Here is a 19,154-nt window from a genome sequence, read left to right on the forward strand (position 1 = left end):
GCAGGGCGGCAACAGCCGCTGGGACCTGATCGATGTGGTGCGCGCCGCCTATGCCTTGCGTCCCGATGGCATGGTCTGGCCGACGGACGACGAGGGGCGGGTTACGCTCAAGCTTGAACGCCTGACCGCTGCCAACGGCATCGATCATGGCAATGCCCACGAAGCGCTGTCGGACGTTCGCGCGACGATCGCCCTGGCACGCCTGATACGGGAAAAACAGCCAAAGCTGTACGACTGGCTGTTTCAGTTGCGCAGCAAGCAAAAAGTCATGGACCAGATACGATTGCTGCAACCGATGGTGCATGTTTCCGGGCGTTTTTCCGCCGCGCGCCACTATGTGGGTGTGGTGTTGCCGCTGGCCTGGCACCCGCGCAACAAGAACGCCCTGATTGTCTGTGACCTGCACCTCGATCCCCAGGGCCTGCTCGATCTGGATGCCGAAAGTTTGCGCCAGCGCTTGTATACCCGCCGCGACGAACTGGCCGAAGACGAGTTACCGGTGCCGTTGAAGCTGATTCACATCAACAAGTGCCCGGTGGTGGCCCCGTTGTCGGTACTTCGCCAGGAAGATCAGCAGCGTCTGGGGCTGGATATGGCGCTTTATCAGCAGAGGGTGTTGCAGCTCAATAACGGCCGGAAAATTTGGCAGGATAAAATTCTGGCAATTTATGCCCGCGAAGATTTTTCCCCGAGCCAGGATCCTGAGCAACAGTTATACGATGGATTTATCGGTGATCGGGATCGACGCTTGTGTGAACAAGTCAGAGCCGTTGACCCGATGCAATTGGCACAAGAGCAGTGGCCTTTCGATGACGAACGTTTGCCAGAATTGCTGTTTCGATATCGCGCACGCAACTTTCCCGACACGCTGAATTCCGAAGAGCAAGAACGCTGGCGAATATTCTGTCAGAAACGTTTGTCAGACCCCGAATGGGGGGCGCCAAATACCCTTGAAGTTTTTGTAGAGGCCGCGGCCCAATTGAGCGTTAGTGCTACTCCGTTTCAGCAGGGGGTGCTCAGTGAGTGGCAGGATTATGTCCAGGGACTACGCCAGCGCTTGAGTCTTTGAATTCGAACATGCCAGGGCTTAAACACCACGCATAAAAAAACGCCAGCATTTGCTGGCGTTATTTTTTGTCACGGATCCGTCTGCGACAAGCTCTGAGGCTTAGCCCAGCAGGGTAGCCCAGCCTTCCACCACGTCACCGCCCCACTTGGCTTTCCACTCTTTCAGAGTCTTGTGGTTGCCACCTTTGGTTTCGATGACTTCACCGTTGTGCGGGTTTTTGTATTGTTTAACTTTGCGAGCACGCTTGGTGCCAGTAGTTTTCACTGCACCGCCGCGTGGTGCCTTGGTTTTGGATTCTGGATCCAGCAGCGCGATGATGTCACGCAGGGACTTGGAGTATTCACCCATCAGGGTGCGCAGTTTGCCTTCGAATTCCAGCTCGGTTTGCAGTTTGTCGTCTTGGGACAGGTTCTTCAAACGGGCTTGCAGCTCTTTGATAGCTTCTTCGGTGGCGCGATATTCGTTGATCAAGGACATGTGGACTACCTTATGTTGTGCGCTGGATGGCAGGTGACAGTGCGGCAATAATAGTCACCGTGTTTCATCAAGTAAACATTTAAGCAAACTTTATTTAATTTAGTAGCTGTGTCTTTGGCGCACATCGGTAATGCAGTTATTAGTGTGGTCCAGGTCTGTCAGATATACATGAATTAACAAATGACCGGCACCGCTAGAGCATCCGGGCAAACCGGCACTGGCGCTGTCCGCCCTGCTGTACCGCTCATCGGGCAGGGCAAAACGTCAACAATACTGCAGTTTTGCTGCACAATCGCTAGAATGGCGGCCTTTGCGAAGTTCTGGAGTTTCCCCCTCATGCGCACTTTTCGTCTGGTGATTTCTTGCCCGGACCGTGTTGGCATCGTTGCCAAAGTCAGTAACTTTCTGGCATCACACAACGGCTGGATCACTGAAGCGAGCCATCACTCGGACAATCTCAGTGGCTGGTTCTTCATGCGTCACGAAATCCGTGCCGACTCCCTGCCATTTGGTATCGAAGCGTTTCGCGAAGCCTTTGCCCCGATCGCCGAAGAGTTTTCGATGGACTGGCGCATCACCGATACCGAACAGAAGAAACGCGTGGTGCTGATGGCGAGCCGTGAGTCGCACTGCCTGGCCGACTTGCTGCACCGCTGGCACAGCGATGAACTGGACTGTGAAATTTCCTGTGTGATTTCCAACCATGATGACTTGCGCAGCATGGTGGAGTGGCACGGTATTCCGTACTACCACGTCCCGGTCAATCCGCAGGACAAGCAACCGGCGTTCGCCAAGGTTTCGCGCCTGGTCAAACAGCACGATGCCGAAGTGGTGGTGCTTGCCCGTTACATGCAAATCCTGCCGCCGGAGTTGTGCAGCGAATACGCGCACAAGGTCATCAACATTCACCACAGCTTCCTGCCGTCGTTCGTCGGTGCCAAGCCCTACCACCAGGCCTCTCTGCGTGGCGTGAAGCTGATCGGTGCGACCTGCCACTATGTGACCGAAGAGCTGGATGCCGGCCCGATCATCGAGCAGGACGTGGTGCGCGTCAGCCACAGCGACAGCATCGAAGACATGGTGCGTTTCGGCCGTGATGTCGAGAAAATGGTGCTGGCCCGTGGCTTGCGTTATCACTTGGAAGACCGGGTGCTGGTACACGGCAACAAAACCGTCGTCTTCTGACAGACCTGCGGCACAGTTGAAATTCGAAGGGTCTGGGCGTTCAATCGCTTCAGGCCCTTCGCCGTTTCTGCACCGAGGACAAAACCATGGCCGATCCACTGGACAAAGCCACATCCAAGGCCCCCGCCACGCTGGGCGAGGGGTGCCTGAGCCGCTACGACCCGGATGACATGGGGCCTGAAATGGGCACGGAGTTCCCTGACGCCGCGCAGTTGTGGGAGGAGTTGAACGTAGGAGCCGGCTTGTCGGCGATAGAGTCCCAGGCTTGCAGTGATTTTCAGGGCCCTATCGCTGGCAAGCCAGCTCCTACGGACAGACATTCTTGATCAGTTTCTTGAGCAGCGGCCGACCCAGCATCAGCAAAAACACCGGCCCCCCGACCAGCAAGTAGAAGTAGTACGTCACGGCCCGCCAAATCAGGATCGCCGCAGCCGCCGTGGAGTTCCCGACCATGGGCGCCAGCAGCGCAGCGGACGTCAGCTCAGCCGCACCGGCTCCGCCTGGCAGCAGGCTCAATTGTCCGGCGCTCAGGGCCAGCATCTGGATCAGAAAACTCCAGGCCCACTGCAAATCCGCGCCGAGCCCGCGCAACGCCAGATAGAGCACGCTGTAGCGCAGGACCCAATGCACGCAGGTCAGGGCGAATACCTTGATCAAGGTCTGCACGGGCAATTTCAGCGTGTCGGTAAAGGCCGCCAGAAACTGCAGGAGCTTGCGCGCCCAGCGCATTCGAGTGGACGCCTTGACATTGAGTCGGGCGAGCCATCGGCCGCTCAGGCGAATCAATAAACGGTGATACCGCGCCACCATGACGCAACTGATCAGGCCGCCAAACAACGAAACGGCGCTGACCGTCAGCATCCATTCCATGCGCTGGCTCAGGTGCTGGAACAGGGCGTAAATCAGAATCCCGCTCAGGGCACAGAGGAAAAACAGCAAGTCGCTCAACTGGTCCATGGCAAACACGGCACTGCTCCTGGCCGGACGCACACCGTGACGCGCCAGCAAAGCCATGATCGTCAAAGGCCCGCCGCTGCCGCCGGGCGTGGCGCAGTAGGCAAATTCGGCGGCCATCACCACGCCGAGGCTTCTGAGCCGGCTGACCTTGTGGCATTGATCCCCCAGTAAAAAGCGCAGGCGCAGGGTGTTCACGCCCCAGCACAGCAGGATCATGCCGAACATGGTCAACAGCCACGGCAGCGGAAAACCGGTCAGCCGGGACCAGGTTTCGCTGCCGCCCAACAGTGTTGGAATCAGCACCGCCGCGAGCAGGCCGACGAGCAACAGCAGTCCGCGACTCATGCGGCACGACCCGGTCGGTCGTTTTGCAGCGCCAGCCACTGGGCCTTGGTCATCGGAACCCTTCCGTTGTCGAGCAGGCGTTCCAGGGTTTGTAGCCAGTATCGGCGCGAGCATTCATGGCGCATGTCCACCGGGTGCAGGCCCAGGCGAATCACCGGGGCCTGTTGCCAGCGTTGCTCGCGGCGGTCGCTGACGAGCTTCGATACGCCCCGGCGCCAGGCACTGCGCGCACTCCAGACCAGCCCGGGGGCCTCGATCGCGGTGAAATCCGGCAATCGGTATAAATGCTGCGAATCGCTGGTGTAACTCAACGGCAATTGGCGCAATGCCTGGCGAGTGCCTTGGCTCATCAGCCAGGCAGGGGCGACGAACCCCTTCAGCGGCCAGCCATGGCGGTGGAACATCTCGATGCCCGAGCGCAGGCGGGCGAGGGCGGCTTCTGCTGACAAACGGTAAAACTCGCCTTCGTGGGTGTAGACCCGACGCATGAACCAGTCGCGGGGATTGCGGGGCATCGGCCCGTCATCGCAGTGGAAGTAGCCATGCAGTGCCAGTTCGTCGCCGCGGGCAACCCTGGCGCTGAGCTGGTGGCGAAATTGCGGATGGGCGTCCAGATCGTTGTGTTTGTGGAAGTTCGGTACCACCAGCCAGGTGATCGGTACGCCACCCAACGCGTCGACGGCTTTGACGAACATCTGGTAATCGGCCCAGGTTGGCGGTGCCACGTCGTGCAGTACCAGTAGCAAACCGGGTTTGTTCATGGACTCAACCATTGGCGGTTAGTGGCCATTGGCTGCCGAGCACGGCGTGGTAGTGGCGCAGCAAGCTGTTGACTATCGTGTCCCAGGCGTAATGCCGTTCGACATGCAACCGCGCCTGTTTGCCCAGTGTTGTGTTGCCCGACCCGAACAAATCTCGAACGGCGGCGGCCATCGCGGCAGGATTGTTCGGTGCGCAGAGGCGGCCGCAGGCCTCGGTGACGATTTCCTCGAAAGCCCCGGCTGCCACGGCCACCACCGGAATGCCGCTGGCCATGGCCTCCAGAATGACCAGACCGAAGGTTTCCTGATCGCCGGCGTGCAGCAATGCGTCGGCGCTGGCCATCAGGCGGGCCACCTGCGCCGCCGGGCAGAACTGGTCGATCACTGTCACGTTGGATGGCACGGCCGTGGGCATTGACGAGCCCACCAGCAGCAGGTGATAGCGTCGACCCAGGCGTTCCATGCAGTCGAGCAGCACCGGCAGGTTTTTTTCCTTGGAGCCGCGCCCGGCGAAGATCAACAACCGGGTGTTTTCGTCAAGCCCCAACTCGGCTCGCAGCCCGGGATCCCTGGCTTCGGGATTGAAGGTTTGCAGGTCGACACCGAGCGGCTGCACGAAGACATTCCTGACCCCAAGCCCGGTCAGTTTGTCGGCCATGACCCGGCTGGGTGCCAGGACCCGGTCGAAGTTGCCGTAGAGCTTGCTGACATAGGCCTCGACGTTGTTGGTTACCCAGTTGCCCATGCGGTTGCGAACCAGTAGCGGCAGGTCCGAGTGATAAAAGCCGATGACCGGCACGTCGAGTTGGCGCCGCGCATCCAGCGCCGCCCATGCGGTGAGATAGGGGTCGCCGACTTCGATCAGATCGGGTTGCAAGTCTTGCAGGACATTGCGCCAGGGCGCGAGACGCAAAGGGAAGCGATAGCCCTTGCCGAAGGGCAGGGCAGGGGCCGGAACGGTGAAGATGCCGTCCTGCTCGCTCAAGGAGGGGCCAGGGATCAGCAAGCTGTGGCGAATGCCCGGCTTGATGCCCAGGCGACGGTGCTTTGCATCCAGATAAGTGCGCACGCCACCGCTGGCAGGGGCGTAGAACATGGTGATGTCAGCGATATGCACGATGAACGGTCCTCCGGTCCCGGTACTCCCTTGGTTGACCTTTATGAAGAATAGATGTTCGGTTGGGGTTGTGCGGGTAGAGGCAGTCAGGGTTAAGACGAGGCCTTCGCTGGCAAGCCAGCTCCTACAGGCTTCACGCTAAACCTTGTAGGAGCTGGCTTGCCAGCGAAGAGGCCAGTCCAGACATTAGATACGGAAACTGCCTACCAGCTGCTTCAGCCGCGCCGCCTGCTGCTCAAGGTCCGAGCACGCGCGTAATGTCGCTTGCAGATTTTCCACACCTTCCTGGTTCAGCGTGTTGATCTCGGTGATGTCGACGTTGATCGACTCCACCACGGCGGTCTGCTCTTCGGTCGCGGTGGCCACCGACTGGTTCATGCCGTCGATTTCACCGATACGCAGCGTCACGCTGTTCAGGCGTTCGCCCGCGAGGTTGGCGATTTCCACGCTGTCCTGGCTGTGGCGCTGACTGTCGCTCATGGTGCTGACCGATTCCCGGGCGCCGACTTGCAGCTCCTCGATCATGGTCTGTACCTGTTGCGCCGATTCCTGCGTGCGGTGTGCCAGGTTGCGCACCTCGTCCGCCACCACGGCAAAACCACGACCGGCTTCACCGGCGCGCGCGGCTTCAATCGCGGCGTTGAGCGCCAGCAGGTTGGTTTGCTGGGAAATGCTGGTGATGACTTCGAGAATCTGCCCGATGTTCACGGTTTTGCTGTTCAACGATTCGATATTGGTGCTGGAAGCGCTGAGCATGCTCGACAGCTGGTTCATCGCGACAATGCTGCGGTCCACCACTTGCTGGCCGTCTTCGGCCAGGCTGCGGGCATCGCTGGCCTGGCTGGAAGCCTGAGCGGCGTTGCGCGCGATTTCCTGGGCGGCGGCGCCGAGCTGGTTGATGGCGGCGGCGACGCTGCTGGTGCGCGAGGCTTGCTGGTCGGAGTTGAACATCGACGAGTTGGAAGCCGCGACCACGCGCAATGCCACTTCGTTGACTTGCCCGGTGGCCGAAGACACCTCTCGTATCGAACCGTGGATACGCTCCACAAAACGGTTGAACGCGGTGCCGAGGCTGCCGAATTCGTCGTTGTTGACGATGGTCAGGCGTTTGGTCAGGTCGCCTTCGCCGTCGGCGATGTCGGCCATGGCGCGGGTCATGACGTGCAACGGCTGAATCAGGATGCGAATCAGCATGCCGAGCAGGGCGATGATGATGGCCACGGCAATGACGGTCGCAACGACCGCGGAGGTGCGGAATTCGCTGAGCTTCGAGAAGGCTTTGTCCTTGTCCACCGACAGGCCGATGTACCAGTTGACCGACGACAGGCCCTTGATCGGGGTGAAGGTCACGATGCGGGTTTTGCCGTCGACCTGGATTTCACTCATGTCGCTGCTGATCGCGGGCGTATCCTGCGGGTAGACATCCTTGAGCGTCTTCATCGCCAGCGCTTTGTCGGGATGAACCAGGATCTTGCCATCGGAGCTGACCAGGAAGGCGTAGCCCATGCCATCGAAATCCAGCGCATTGAGGCTGTCGGCGATCACCTGCAGGCTCAGGTCGCCACCGACGACACCGATGTTCTGTCCATCCTTGATCACGCTATTGACGATGGAAATCACCAGTTGGCCGGAGGCCAGGTCCACATAGGGTTCAGTCAGCGCCGAACCGCTGCTGCCTTGGGCGCTCTTGTACCAAGGGCGCGCACGAGGGTCATAGCCGTCGGGCATCTTGCTGTCCGGGCGAATGATGAAAGAACCGTCCTTGCTGCCCAGGTAGGCACCCATGAAGGTCGAAGTCACGGCTTTTTGCACAAGTAGGCTGGATACGTTGCCCGCCTCGGGATTGAGCGCGACGGTTTGTGCCAGGTTTTCTATCAACAGGCTGCGCCCGTTCAACCAGGTCTGGATGTTGTTGGCAGTGACTCTGCCCATTTCCTGCAGGTAATTGTCCAGGTCCTCACGAATGGCGTTGCGCTGCAAATAGTCGTTGTACAGCGTGAATGAGGCGAAGGCGGCAATAACGATGAGGGCGGCGGCAAGCAGGATTTTATGGCTGAAACGCAGATTTTTGTTCATGGCTTGGGGTTCCGCTAAGGTCTTAATGTCCAGCGCGTGCTTTTATAAAGGGACGCACAATGGGCAAGGTTGAAAGCAAGTGAATTTTCCGACTCTCCTTAGGGAAATTTCTGACCAGATCGTGTCTGACTGCTTTGTCGTTATTTCTATCGGCCGTGTAAGACCAAAGATTAATCATGGGTGACCAAATGCCTGATTCATTGCAACTCGTTATCGGCGCCGATCTCAAGGGGCAGCCGATCGCCCAGGCCATGCGCCTGGCGAACCGCCATGGTTTGATCGCAGGTGCGACCGGTACCGGCAAAACCGTCACTTTGCAACGAATGGCCGAAGCCTTCAGCGATGCCGGCGTGGCGGTGTTCGCCGCCGACATCAAGGGTGATCTGTGCGGCCTCGGCGCTGGCGGCAACCCTCAGGGCAAGATCGCCGAGCGGATTGCCGGGATGCCGTGGCTCAACCACAAGCCTCAGGCTTATCCGGTGACGTTGTGGGACGTACACGGTGAGTCCGGTCATCCTTTACGCACAACCTTGAGTGAAATGGGGCCGTTGCTGCTGGGCAGCCTGCTGGAACTGACCGACAGTCAGCAGTCGGCGCTGTATGCGGCGTTCAAGGTGGCGGACCGCGAAGGCCTGTTGTTGCTGGATCTGAAAGACCTGAAGGCACTGCTCAATCACCTGAAGGACAACCCGGAACTGCTCGGGGACGACGCGGCGCTGATGACCACCGGCTCCAGCCAGGCCCTGTTGCGGCGCCTGGCAACCCTTGAGCAACAAGGCGCCGAGGCACTGTTCGGTGAACCGGCGCTGCAACTCGAGGACATCCTTCAACCCACCGCGGATGGCCGCGGACGCATTCATTTGCTCGATGCCAGCCGTCTGGTGCATGAAGCGCCGAAGGTCTACGCGACGTTCCTGCTGTGGCTGCTGGCCGAGCTGTTCGAGCAACTGCCTGAGCGGGGCGATGCCGACAAACCCTTGCTGGCGCTGTTTTTCGATGAGGCCCACCTGTTGTTCAACGGTACGCCGCAGGCATTGCGTGACCGTCTGGAACAAGTCGTGAGGCTGATTCGTTCGAAAGGCGTGGGTGTGTATTTCGTCACCCAGTCGCCGGGTGACCTGCCGGATGACGTGCTGGCTCAGCTGGGCTTGCGCATCCAGCACGGTTTGCGTGCGTTCACCGCCAAGGAGCAGAAGTCTCTGCGCGCGGTGGCCGAAGGATTCCGTCCGAATCCGGCGTTCGATACGTTGTCGGTGTTGACCGAGCTCGGGATCGGGGAAGCACTGGTCGGCACCCTGCAGGAAAAAGGTACGCCGGAAATGGTTCAGCGGGTGCTGGTAGCGCCACCGCAATCGCGGATCGGGCCTTTGACCGGTGCCGAGCGTACAGCGCTGATTGCCGCTTCGCCGTTGCAGGGTCGTTATGACAAGCCGATTGACCGTGAATCAGCCTATGAGGTGCTGATGGGGCGCAAGGGCCTGGCACCGAATCCTGAAGCGGCGCCGGGCAAACCAGCAGCTGAAGAACCGAGTTTCACCGAGCAGGCCGGGGAATTCCTCGGCACGGCGGCGGGGCAGGCGTTGAAATCGGCAATGCGCCAGGCGGCCAATCAGCTTGGGCGACAGCTGGTACGCGGGTTGATGGGGTCGTTGCTGGGTGGAAGCAAACGCCGCTAACTTGAGCGAACAGAGTCAATGTGGGAGCGAGCCTGCTCGCGAAGACGTCATTACAGCCAACACTGATGTTGAATGTCAGTCCGCTTTCGCGAGCAGGCTCGCTCCTACATGTGTTCCAGTCAGGTTCTGGTTTTGGCGTGCGCCGCCAGTCGCTCCAGCGCTGCCCGCAGATTCGGATCACTGATGCCATCAGCCGTGGCCTGAATGGTCGCGGCGGCATCGTCCGACAGATCCATGGTGTGCCCGGCTGCGCCCCGCTGGACGGTAGGCGGCTGGACCTTGAACAGGATTCGCGTGAGATTGGTGAACTCGTCGAACAGTTGCAGTTGCCGTTGCAGGCGCTTCTGCTGGTAGCGCAGTCGGGTTGCCCAATGGCCGTCGGTGACAATCAGCAACAAACTGCCTTCGCGCCAGGAAGCCACGTGGCAATGCTCGCGAGCGGCGGGTTGCAATTGGCTTTCGAGCAAACGTTGCAGATGACCCAGGCGTTGAGCGTGGCCGAGAATGGCTTTCAGCGGCTTGGCTTCGCGTAGTAGAACGGCAGGTACTTTGGCCGTAAGTGGGCGAAATGCCATGATCAGACACCTGAAGTAACAGAGACGCCATGGTAGCAGAAAGCACCGAATGCACCCGCCCATTGCTTTTGTGGACGCTTTACCCATTAAATCAACAACTAACTTCTGCCTTGAACGGCTTGAAGTTGAGCAAAACGCCCCTATTTTAAGTGAGCCCCGTCAAAGCGCTGTGCCAGCATCGTGGAATATCGCCACTTTCCTCTCCATCGTTTCCGGGTAGAATGCTCGTTCGCATGCGGCCATGAGGGCTGCACGGGCGACTCACGGGGCCGCCCTCCATCCCTTTAGTGTGGAAGATCCTGCCGATATGTTTGCGCCTTTGTTAAAGAAACTTTTTGGAAGCAAGAACGAGCGTGAAGTCAAACGCATGCTCAAGACGGTGCAACTCGTCAATGCCTTCGAAGAGCAAATGGTGGCCCTTTCGGACGATCAATTGCGTGCCAAGACCAGCGAGTTCAAGGCCCGCATCGCCAAAGGGGAATCCCTCGACAAGCTGCTGCCAGAAGCCTTTGCGGTCGCCCGCGAAGCCGGCAAGCGTGTCATGGGCATGCGCCACTTCGATGTCCAGCTGATCGGCGGCATGACCTTGCATGAAGGCATGATCGCTGAAATGCGTACCGGTGAAGGCAAGACCCTGGTGGCAACACTGGGCGTTTACCTCAACGCGCTGTCCGGCAACGGCGTGCACGTTGTGACGGTGAACGACTACCTGGCCCGCCGTGACGCCAACTGGATGCGCCCGCTGTATGAATTCCTCGGCATGACGGTCGGCGTTGTCACGCCGTTCCAGCCGCCGGAAGAGAAGCGCGCTGCCTACGCCGCCGACATCACCTACGGCACCAACAACGAATTCGGTTTCGATTACCTGCGCGACAACATGGCGTTCAGCATGGAAGAAAAATTCCAGCGCGAACTCAATTTTGCCGTGATCGACGAAGTCGACTCCATCCTCATCGACGAAGCCCGTACGCCGCTGATCATCTCCGGTCAGGCCGAGGACAGCTCCAAGCTGTATATCGAGGTCAACAAGCTGATCCCGCAGCTGAAGCTGCACGTCGAGGAAGTCGAAGGCGAAGTGACCCAGGCCGGTCACTACACCATCGACGAGAAGACCCGTCAGGTCGAACTCAACGAAGCCGGTCACCAGTACGTCGAGGAAACGCTGACCCGCATCGGCCTGCTGGCTGAAGGCGAGAGCCTGTACTCGGCGCATAACCTGAGCCTGTTGACTCACGTTTACGCCGGCCTGCGCGCGCACAAGCTGTTCCATCGCAACGTCGAATACATCGTGCAGGACGGTCAGGTCGTACTGGTCGACGAGCACACCGGTCGTACCATGCCGGGTCGCCGTCTGTCCGAAGGCCTGCACCAGGCCATCGAAGCCAAGGAAAACCTGAACATCCAGGCCGAGAGCCAGACGCTGGCGTCGACCACCTTCCAGAACTACTTCCGTCTGTACAACAAGCTGTCCGGCATGACCGGTACGGCCGACACCGAAGCGTTCGAGTTCCACCAGATCTATGGCCTGCAGGTCATGGTGATTCCACCGAACAAGCCGCTGGCCCGTAAAGACTACAACGACCTGGTGTTCCTGACTGCCGACGAGAAATACGCGGCAATCGTGGCCGACATCAAGGAAAGCATGGCCGCCGGTCGTCCGGTGCTGGTGGGTACTGCCACCATCGAAACCTCCGAGCACATGTCCAGCCTGCTCGTGAAGGAAGGCATCGAACACAAGGTTCTGAACGCCAAATTCCACGAAAAGGAAGCCGAGATCATTGCCCAGGCCGGTCGTCCGGGCGCACTGACCATCGCCACCAACATGGCCGGTCGTGGTACCGACATCCTGTTGGGCGGTAACTGGGAAGTGGAAGTGGCTTCCCTGGAAAACCCGACCCCTGAGCAGATTGCCCAGATCAAGGCCGACTGGCAGAAGCGTCACCAGCAAGTGCTCGAATCGGGCGGCTTGCAGGTGATTGCGTCCGAGCGTCACGAATCGCGCCGTATCGACAACCAGCTGCGTGGTCGTGCCGGTCGTCAGGGCGACGCCGGTTCCAGCCGCTTCTACCTGTCGCTGGAAGACAGCCTGATGCGCATCTTCGCCTCTGACCGGGTGAAGAACTTCATGAAGGCCCTGGGCATGCAGCCTGGCGAAGCGATCGAGCACCGCATGGTGACCAACGCCATCGAAAAGGCCCAGCGCAAGGTCGAAGGCCGCAACTTCGACATTCGCAAGCAACTGCTCGAGTTCGACGACGTCAACAACGAACAGCGTAAAGTGATCTATCACATGCGTAACACGTTGCTGGCCGCCGACAACATCGGCGAGACCATCGCTGACTTCCGTCAGGACGTGCTGAGCGCTACCGTCAGCGCCCACATTCCTCCGCAATCGCTGCCTGAGCAGTGGGACGTGGCCGGCCTGGAAGCTGCGCTGCAGAGCGATTTCGGTGTGACGCTGCCGATCCAGCAATGGCTCGACGAAGACGATCACCTGTACGAAGAAACCCTGCGCGAGAAGCTCATGAACGAGCTCGTCGCGGCGTACAACGAAAAAGAAGATCAGGCGGGCGCCGAAGCGCTGCGCAGCTTCGAGAAGCAAATCGTTCTGCGCGTTCTGGACGACCTGTGGAAAGACCACCTGTCGACCATGGACCACCTGCGTCACGGTATCCACCTGCGTGGCTATGCGCAGAAGAACCCGAAGCAGGAATACAAGCGCGAGTCCTTCACCCTGTTCTCCGAGTTGCTGGATTCGATCAAGCGCGATTCGATCCGTGTGTTGTCCCACGTTCAGGTTCGCCGCGAAGACCCGATCGAAGAGGAGCAGCGCCTGCGCCAGGAAGCCGAGGCATTGGCCGCTCGCATGCAGTTCCTGCATGAAGAGGCTCCAGGCCTGGAGCAACCGGAAGTGTTGGGCGAAGAGATTGATGTTGCTCTCGCTACTGCGCCGGTTCGCAACGAGCAGAAGCTGGGTCGCAACGAACTGTGCTACTGCGGTTCGGGCAAGAAGTTCAAGCATTGCCACGGGCAGATTCAGTAAAACCCGTTTCAAACGCTGAAATACCCGCGCCGCGACCGGCTTCTGCCGTCGCGGCGTTTTACCATTCGAACCACCGTTTCCCTTGAGCGGTGCTGACATTATTTATAAAGGAGCGCATTCATGGCTGTTGGTCTTGGTCCTTTGCCAACGTTGCACCCGGTTGCCGGTTTTGAACTCGGTATCGCCTCGGCCGGCATCAAGCGCCCGGGGCGCAAGGATGTTGTGGTCATGCGCTGTGTTGAAGGCTCCACGGTTGCCGGCGTGTTCACCTTGAACGCCTTTTGCGCCGCACCGGTGATCCTGGCCAAGCAACGCGTGCAAGGTCCTGTGCGTTACCTGCTGACCAACACTGGCAATGCCAACGCCGGCACGGGCGAGCCTGGTCTGGCCGCCGCCGAGCGCACTTGCGCCAAACTGGCCGAGCTGACTGGCGTCGATGCCAGCCAGGTACTGCCGTACTCCACCGGTGTGATCGGCGAGCCGCTGCCGGTCGAGAAAATCGAAGGCGCACTGCAAGCTGCCCTCGATGATCTGTCGATCCACAACTGGGAAGCTGCCGCCACCGGCATCATGACCACCGACACCCTGCCAAAAGGTGCCAGCCGTCAGTTCCAGCACGACGGTGTGACCGTCACCGTTACCGGCATCAGCAAAGGCGCCGGCATGATTCGCCCGAACATGGCGACCATGCTCGGCTACATCGCCACTGACGCCAAGGTTTCCCGCGACGTGCTGCAAAACCTGATGCTCGATGGCGCCAACAAGTCGTTCAACCGCATCACCATCGATGGTGATACGTCGACCAACGACTGCTGCATGCTGATCGCCACGGGTCAGGCCGCGTTGCCGGAAATCACCCGCGCCGAAGGCGAGTTGTTCGCCAAATTGAAGCAAGCGGTGTTCGAAGTGTGCATGGACGTGGCCCAGGCCATCGTTCGCGATGGCGAAGGCGCGACCAAGTTCGTCACCGTTGAAGTCAACGGTGGCGGCAACCACCAGGAGTGCCTGGACGTCGGTTACACCGTGGCTCACTCGCCGCTGATCAAGACCGCATTGTTTGCTTCCGACCCGAACTGGGGCCGTATCCTGGCCGCTGTTGGCCGTGCCGGCGTTCCGAACCTGGACGTGAGCAAGATTGACGTATTCCTCGGCGATGTGTGCATTGCCAGCCGTGGCGCGCGCGCAGCGACCTACACCGAAGCCCAGGGCGCGGCGGTGATGCAGCAGGAAGAAATCACCATCCGTATCGAGTTGGGTCGTGGCGATTGCAGCGAAACCATCTGGACCACCGACCTGTCCCACGAGTACGTGAAGATCAACGCCGAGTATCGTACGTAAGACCGAGTCGATCCGATCGCGGGCAAGCCCGCTCCCACAGGCTCAGTGGCGTACACAAATGTTGTGTTCAGCGCGGTCACTGTGGGAGCGGCGGTGCGACGATTCGACTTGCCCGCGACGGATGACCAGACGCTAAAGATTTTGGCCTGTCCACCTCATCAAAAGGTCCTGAACATGAGCCTGCACCTGATCATCGGCGACAAACTGCTTTCTTCCTGGTCCCTGCGCGGCGCCCTGGCGCTGGATCTGACCGGCGCGGCCTACACCGAAGAACTGATCAAACTGAACCAGCCGGACACCCGCGAGCGTCTGCTCAAGCATTCGCCGACGGGCAAGGTCCCGCTGCTGAAAACCGAACACGGCACCATTGCCGACTCCCTGGCGATTGCCGAATACCTGGCAGAACAGTTCCCGGGTCTCTGGCCGAAGGACATCGCCGCCCGTGCCCAGGCGCGCTCGGCGTGTGCGCAAATGCATAGCGGATTCTTCGCCATGCGCGGCAATATGCCGTTTGACCTGAGCCATGACGCCCCTTTGTCACCCGTTCCGGCTGACGTTCAAGCCGACATCGAACGCATGTCGGCACTGTGGGCCGAGTGCCGTGCTGCCGCGACAGAAACCGGGCCGTACCTGTTTGGTCGTATCAGTCTGGCTGACGTGTTCTTTGCACCGATTGCCGTGCGCTTGCGCACCTATCAGGTGAAACTGTCTGCCATGGACGAAGCCTATGTCGAGACCCTTTACCAATGGCCGGCGTTCAAGGCCTGGCAGAAGGCCGGACTGGAGGAGTTGCAAAGGTGAAACGAGTCCATGTCGCCGCTGCCGTCATCCGCGATGGCAGTGGCCAGATCCTGATCGCCCGTCGTGCCGACTCACAGCACCAGGGCGGCCTGTGGGAGTTTCCCGGGGGCAAGGTCGAGGCCGACGAGTCGGTCGAAACCGCACTGGCCCGCGAACTCCATGAAGAGCTGGGCATCGTGGTCGGCGCGGCGCGCCCGCTGATCAGGATTCGGCACGATTACCCGGACAAGCAGGTGTTGCTGGATGTCTGGGAAGTCTCGGCGTTTACCGGCGAGCCCCACGGTGCCGAGGGGCAACCGCTGGCCTGGGTTGCACCGCGTGATTTGTCGAGTTACGAGTTCCCGGCAGCCAATCAGCCGATCGTCGCGGCCGCGAAATTACCCGCTCAGTACCTGATCACGCCAGAAGACCTGGAAACTCCAGCGTTGCTGCGTGGTATTCAGAAGGCCATTGCCGGCGGCATCAAGCTTATCCAGTTGCGTGCACCGAACGGTTACGATCCGAAATATCGCGACCTGGCTGTCGATGCGGTGGGTTTGTGTGCCGGCAAGGCGCAATTGATGATCAAGGGGCCCTTCGAATGGCTGGGCGACTTCCCGGCCGCGGGTTGGCACATTACCTCGGCGCAGCTGCGCAAATACGCAGCGGCCGGGAGACCGCTACCGGCATCGCGCTGGCTGGCGGCGTCGTGCCATAACGCTGAAGAGCTGGCGCTGGCCGAACAGATGGGGGTGGATTTCGTGACCCTGTCGCCGGTTCAACCTACCCTGACTCACCCTGGCGCCGAGCCGTTGGGTTGGGAACAGGCGTCGAGCTTGATCGACGGGTTCAGCAAGCCGGTGTTCCTGCTCGGTGGTGTTGGCCCGTCGGAGGTCGAGAAAGCCTGGGCTGCGGGTGCGCAGGGGGTGGCGGGGATTCGGGCGTTTTGGCCTGAGAGTTAATTCTCTAGCGAGCCTACGGGCCTCATCGTCGGATCGCCGCCCGGGGCAAGCCCGCTCCCACAGTGTTCAAGGTGAAACACAGATTGTGTGAACGCCGACACTCCCTGTGGGAGCGGGCTTGCCCGCGATGGCGGCCTGACAGCCTCCGACTAAACCTCCGGTTTCGCCGCAGGCTGCCAAAGAATCTCCGCCACTCCCTGTCGCTTGGCAATCAACCGCGCGGCAACAAACAACAAATCCGACAAGCGATTGATGTACGCCAGGCCAACCCCGGCCAATGGCTCAATCGCATTGAGTTGCTGACACCGCCGCTCTGCGCTGCGCGCCAGGCTGCGGCAGACATGAGCCTGGGCAATCAGCGTCGAACCGCCAGGCAGAATGAAGTTTTCCAGTGGCCCCAGCTCTTCATTCCACACATCGATCGCGGCTTCCAGGCGTTCGATTTCCGCTGCATTCAACGCCTGATACACCGGCATCGCCAGTTCGCCACCGAGGTCGAACAATCGGTGCTGGCAAGGCGCCAAAACATCGATCACTTCCTGCAAACCTGCAAAGGCATGCGTTTGCGCCGCCAACCCGGCCAGCAACACGCCCACCTGACTGTTCAGCGTATCGACCTCGCCAATAGCCTCGATCCGCGGGTGATCCTTGGGCACGCGACGACCATCGCCCAGACCGGTCTCGCCTTTGTCGCCAGTGCGGGTGTAAATCTTCGACAAACGAAAGCCCATGATTACCTCGATAGCAGATTGAGTTGTTGCGAGACAGGTGGGGTACTCGCCAGGGGCAGGCGCAAGGTGAAGCAGGTGCCTTGGCCCAGGGTCGATTGCACTTCCATCTGCCCCTTGTGGTTATTGGTGATGATGAAGTACGACACCGACAGCCCGAGTCCCGTGCCCTGGCCGATTTCCTTGGTAGTGAAGAAGGGTTCGAAGGTCCGTTTGCGCACGCTCTCGCTCATGCCGATGCCGTTGTCCTCGACCTGAATTTCCGCCCACGGCGGATTCAGCCTGGTGCGCAGGATGATCCGTCCCGGCTCGCTGTCGTCTTCGCGCTGGTGAATGGCTTGCGCGGCGTTTTTCAGCAGGTTGAGCAGCACTTGTTCCAGTTCGTTGGCGGTGCCGGGGACCGGTCCCAGCGCCGGATCGAACTGACGAATGATGGCCTGGCCCTTGAAGTCGAAGCCGATCGCCAGGTCGAAATCGTTACTGGCGATCTCCACCGCCTGGTCGATCAGGGCGGGCAGATCGCACGGGGCCATTTGGCGGGTGCTGCGGCGGCTGAAACTGAGCATGTGGGTCACGATTTTGGCGGCCCGGGCACCGGCCTGCTGGATGCCGTCGAGCAACTGAGGCACTTCGCGGATTTGCAGATACTGATTGACCGTCGCCAGTTCGATGCCGGCCTGTTCGGCCACTTCAAGGTTCTTCGGCAGGTCGGGGGACAGGCGTCGACGAATGTTTTGCACGTTGTGCAGGATCGCACCCAGCGGGTTGTTGATCTCGTGGGCCATGCCGGCGGCAAGCCCCCCGACCGAGAGCATTTTCTCCGACTGCACCATCATCTCTTCCAGGGACAGGCGCTGGGTGATGTCGTCGATCCGGATCACCACGCCACGCCCGGCACCGCCCATCAACGGATAGAAAGTCAGGGCGTAGTGGCGGGGGTCGTCGTCCTTGAGCCAGGTGACACGTTCGATTTTGGCCACCGTATGCTGCTCGACGGTTTGCTTGAGTTGCGGCAAAAACGGCTTGAGCGGTTCGAAGGCGAGGAAGATGGGCTGGTTCAGGGCTTCATCGAGGCGTGTGCCGGACAGGGCGCTGGCCTCCTGGTTCCATTGCGTCACGTAGAGCTGCTCGTCGAGGGCGATCAGCGCCGACGGCATGGAGTCGATGATGCTGTTGAGGTAGTTCTGGAAGCCGGTGAGCTTTTTCTCGATCTTGCTGCGCACCTGGACTTCGAGCTCCAGTTTGCGGTTGGTATGGCGGGTTTCTTCGGCCAGCCCCTGGGCCTGGTCGTAGGCCGCCTGGGAGTCGTCCCGAGCCCGCTTGAGTTGCTGCTCCCTGGCCTCGATTCGCGAAAGCATGGTGTTGAACGCCTCGGCGAGGCTGCCGATTTCATCGTGGTTTCCTCGCGAAGCGCGCAGTGCGTAGTTTTCTTCACGGGTTACCTGCCGGGACAACTCTTCGAGTTGGTGGATCGGCCGGGTAATCAGGCGCTTGATCTGGCGGGCAATGATCAGCCACAGCAACACACTGAAGATCAGAATGCCCAGGCTGGCCGTCAGGGTCCCGGTGTAGAACGCCATCGGCAGTTCGCTCGTGGCCACCAGCAGCAGGTGCCCTGGCGATGTGCCGGGGCGGGGCAGGGTGATGACTTGATTGGTGCGAAACTCGGTGGCCTGCCAGTCTTCGATATGCCGGAAACGCTTGGGCAGCTCCAGATTGTCGCCATGCTGCAATTGCGCCAATTGCTCGCCCTTGCCGTCATACAGGGCTGCCGCACGCAGCGGCGAATAGCTGTTGAGTTCCTGTAGCAGGCGCTCGGCGCTTTGTGGTGACGCCAGGGCTTCGGAGGCCAGGCTCGGGTTGGATACCAGTCGGCCGATGGTCTGCAGGGCCTGAGGCGCCATGCTTTCCTGGGAGATGTAGTACGCGGCGCTGATAAAGGTCAGGTTGGCAACCAGCAGGACGGTGACCATCAATACCAGCAGGGCGGCTAGCAGTTTCTGGCCGACGGGCAGGTTTTCAAGGCGCTGGCGCAATGGCATCTGATTCATCGCAAAAAAGGAAC

The 19,154-nt window shown here is 60.1% G+C and carries 16 protein-coding genes and 1 pseudogene; 8 read left to right on the forward strand and 9 right to left on the reverse strand.

Features of this window, described 5'->3' with window-relative positions; all coding sequences use genetic code 11:
- The coding region (gene sbcB, locus PMI31_RS01505; RefSeq protein WP_008015765.1) for an exodeoxyribonuclease I at positions 1 to 1,069 on the forward strand (1,069 nt) is incomplete at its 5' end.
- A gap of 99 nt (positions 1,070 to 1,168) precedes the next feature.
- Here sbcB and mvaT read toward each other — a convergent pair.
- A complete protein-coding gene (gene mvaT, locus PMI31_RS01510; protein WP_007933316.1) occupies positions 1,169 to 1,546 on the reverse strand; it encodes a histone-like nucleoid-structuring protein MvaT in 378 nt (125 codons plus the stop codon).
- Between the two features lie 336 nt (positions 1,547 to 1,882).
- Between mvaT and purU the strand changes: the two genes are divergently transcribed.
- Entirely contained in the window at positions 1,883 to 2,731 is an 849-nt protein-coding gene (gene purU, locus PMI31_RS01515; protein WP_008015766.1) for a formyltetrahydrofolate deformylase, read from the forward strand.
- Positions 2,732 to 2,817: 86 nt separating this feature from the next.
- Positions 2,818 to 3,057: a hypothetical protein gene (locus tag PMI31_RS01520; RefSeq protein ID WP_008015768.1), complete on the forward strand. Its 240-nt coding sequence runs from the start codon at positions 2,818 to 2,820 to the stop codon at positions 3,055 to 3,057.
- Here the strand turns inward: PMI31_RS01520 and PMI31_RS01525 are convergent.
- The 5 genes and pseudogenes from PMI31_RS01525 to PMI31_RS31765 all read right to left on the reverse strand — a co-directional run.
- Positions 3,038 to 4,033: a lysylphosphatidylglycerol synthase transmembrane domain-containing protein gene (locus PMI31_RS01525; RefSeq protein WP_008015769.1), complete on the reverse strand. Its 996-nt coding sequence runs from the start codon at positions 4,031 to 4,033 to the stop codon at positions 3,038 to 3,040. The genes PMI31_RS01520 and PMI31_RS01525 overlap by 20 nt on opposite strands.
- Entirely contained in the window at positions 4,030 to 4,806 is a 777-nt protein-coding gene (locus PMI31_RS01530) for a DUF2334 domain-containing protein (RefSeq protein ID WP_008015770.1), read from the reverse strand. Before PMI31_RS01530 ends, PMI31_RS01525 begins: the two co-directional genes overlap by 4 nt.
- Positions 4,799 to 5,911 (reverse strand): glycosyltransferase family 4 protein, encoded by a 1,113-nt coding sequence (locus tag PMI31_RS01535; protein WP_008015772.1) that lies wholly within the window; start codon positions 5,909 to 5,911, stop codon positions 4,799 to 4,801. The genes PMI31_RS01530 and PMI31_RS01535 overlap by 8 nt, the downstream gene beginning before the upstream one ends.
- A gap of 186 nt (positions 5,912 to 6,097) precedes the next feature.
- Positions 6,098 to 6,862: a methyl-accepting chemotaxis protein gene (locus tag PMI31_RS31760; protein ID WP_443216968.1), complete on the reverse strand. Its 765-nt coding sequence runs from the start codon at positions 6,860 to 6,862 to the stop codon at positions 6,098 to 6,100.
- Between the two features lie 93 nt (positions 6,863 to 6,955).
- Positions 6,956 to 7,987 (reverse strand): annotated as a pseudogene (locus PMI31_RS31765) (HAMP domain-containing protein); the annotation flags it as partial.
- Between the two features lie 188 nt (positions 7,988 to 8,175).
- On the opposite strand from PMI31_RS31765, the gene PMI31_RS01545 reads away from it, so the two are divergent.
- The gene (locus tag PMI31_RS01545; RefSeq protein ID WP_043302120.1) at positions 8,176 to 9,663 is read left to right on the forward strand and encodes a helicase HerA-like domain-containing protein; all 1,488 of its coding nucleotides are present in this window, start codon (positions 8,176 to 8,178) and stop codon (positions 9,661 to 9,663) included.
- 119 nt (positions 9,664 to 9,782) lie between these two features.
- Here the strand turns inward: PMI31_RS01545 and PMI31_RS01550 are convergent, their stop codons facing one another.
- Positions 9,783 to 10,238 (reverse strand): DUF721 domain-containing protein, encoded by a 456-nt coding sequence (locus PMI31_RS01550; protein ID WP_008015776.1) that lies wholly within the window; start codon positions 10,236 to 10,238, stop codon positions 9,783 to 9,785.
- A gap of 307 nt (positions 10,239 to 10,545) precedes the next feature.
- Between PMI31_RS01550 and secA the strand changes: the two genes are divergently transcribed.
- The 4 genes from secA to PMI31_RS01570 all read left to right on the forward strand — a co-directional run bounded on the left by secA (position 10,546) and on the right by PMI31_RS01570 (position 16,361).
- Entirely contained in the window at positions 10,546 to 13,281 is a 2,736-nt protein-coding gene (secA, locus tag PMI31_RS01555; protein ID WP_043302115.1) for a preprotein translocase subunit SecA, read from the forward strand.
- Between the two features lie 120 nt (positions 13,282 to 13,401).
- A complete protein-coding gene (gene argJ / locus PMI31_RS01560) occupies positions 13,402 to 14,619 on the forward strand; it encodes a bifunctional glutamate N-acetyltransferase/amino-acid acetyltransferase ArgJ (protein WP_008015779.1) in 1,218 nt (405 codons plus the stop codon).
- Positions 14,620 to 14,793: 174 nt separating this feature from the next.
- Complete coding sequence (locus PMI31_RS01565; protein ID WP_008015780.1) at positions 14,794 to 15,420, forward strand: glutathione S-transferase family protein; 627 nt, start codon at positions 14,794 to 14,796, stop codon at positions 15,418 to 15,420.
- Positions 15,417 to 16,361 carry a Nudix family hydrolase gene (locus tag PMI31_RS01570; RefSeq protein WP_008015782.1) on the forward strand — a complete coding sequence of 315 codons (945 nt, stop codon included), beginning with the start codon at positions 15,417 to 15,419 and terminating at the stop codon, positions 16,359 to 16,361. Before PMI31_RS01565 ends, PMI31_RS01570 begins: the two co-directional genes overlap by 4 nt.
- Positions 16,362 to 16,510: 149 nt before the next feature.
- On the opposite strand, the gene PMI31_RS01575 is transcribed toward PMI31_RS01570, so the two are convergent.
- Entirely contained in the window at positions 16,511 to 17,092 is a 582-nt protein-coding gene (locus PMI31_RS01575) for a cob(I)yrinic acid a,c-diamide adenosyltransferase (RefSeq protein WP_008015784.1), read from the reverse strand.
- Positions 17,093 to 17,094: 2 nt separating this feature from the next.
- Complete coding sequence (locus PMI31_RS01580; protein WP_043302117.1) at positions 17,095 to 19,131, reverse strand: sensor histidine kinase; 2,037 nt, start codon at positions 19,129 to 19,131, stop codon at positions 17,095 to 17,097.
- Between the last annotated feature and the right edge of the window lie 23 nt (positions 19,132 to 19,154).

It is taken from the genome of Pseudomonas sp. GM55 (genome assembly GCF_000282395.1).
Taxonomy (GTDB): domain Bacteria; phylum Pseudomonadota; class Gammaproteobacteria; order Pseudomonadales; family Pseudomonadaceae; genus Aquipseudomonas; species Aquipseudomonas fluorescens_CC.

Excerpts from the sequence above, each read along its gene's own strand:
- mvaT (WP_007933316.1), bottom strand. The coding sequence starts at position 1,546 with ATGTCCTTGATCAACGAATATCGCGCCACCGAAGAAGCTATCAAAGAG.
- purU (WP_008015766.1), top strand. The coding sequence starts at position 1,883 with ATGCGCACTTTTCGTCTGGTGATTTCTTGCCCGGACCGTGTTGGCATC.
- PMI31_RS01520 (WP_008015768.1), top strand. The coding sequence starts at position 2,818 with ATGGCCGATCCACTGGACAAAGCCACATCCAAGGCCCCCGCCACGCTG.
- PMI31_RS01525 (WP_008015769.1), bottom strand. The coding sequence starts at position 4,033 with ATGAGTCGCGGACTGCTGTTGCTCGTCGGCCTGCTCGCGGCGGTGCTG.
- PMI31_RS01530 (WP_008015770.1), bottom strand. The coding sequence starts at position 4,806 with ATGGTTGAGTCCATGAACAAACCCGGTTTGCTACTGGTACTGCACGAC.
- PMI31_RS31760 (WP_443216968.1), bottom strand. The coding sequence starts at position 6,862 with ATGTTCAACTCCGACCAGCAAGCCTCGCGCACCAGCAGCGTCGCCGCC.
- PMI31_RS01545 (WP_043302120.1), top strand. The coding sequence starts at position 8,176 with ATGCCTGATTCATTGCAACTCGTTATCGGCGCCGATCTCAAGGGGCAG.
- PMI31_RS01550 (WP_008015776.1), bottom strand. The coding sequence starts at position 10,238 with ATGGCATTTCGCCCACTTACGGCCAAAGTACCTGCCGTTCTACTACGC.
- secA (WP_043302115.1), top strand. The coding sequence starts at position 10,546 with ATGTTTGCGCCTTTGTTAAAGAAACTTTTTGGAAGCAAGAACGAGCGT.
- argJ (WP_008015779.1), top strand. The coding sequence starts at position 13,402 with ATGGCTGTTGGTCTTGGTCCTTTGCCAACGTTGCACCCGGTTGCCGGT.
- PMI31_RS01565 (WP_008015780.1), top strand. The coding sequence starts at position 14,794 with ATGAGCCTGCACCTGATCATCGGCGACAAACTGCTTTCTTCCTGGTCC.
- PMI31_RS01575 (WP_008015784.1), bottom strand. The coding sequence starts at position 17,092 with ATGGGCTTTCGTTTGTCGAAGATTTACACCCGCACTGGCGACAAAGGC.
- PMI31_RS01580 (WP_043302117.1), bottom strand. The coding sequence starts at position 19,131 with ATGCCATTGCGCCAGCGCCTTGAAAACCTGCCCGTCGGCCAGAAACTG.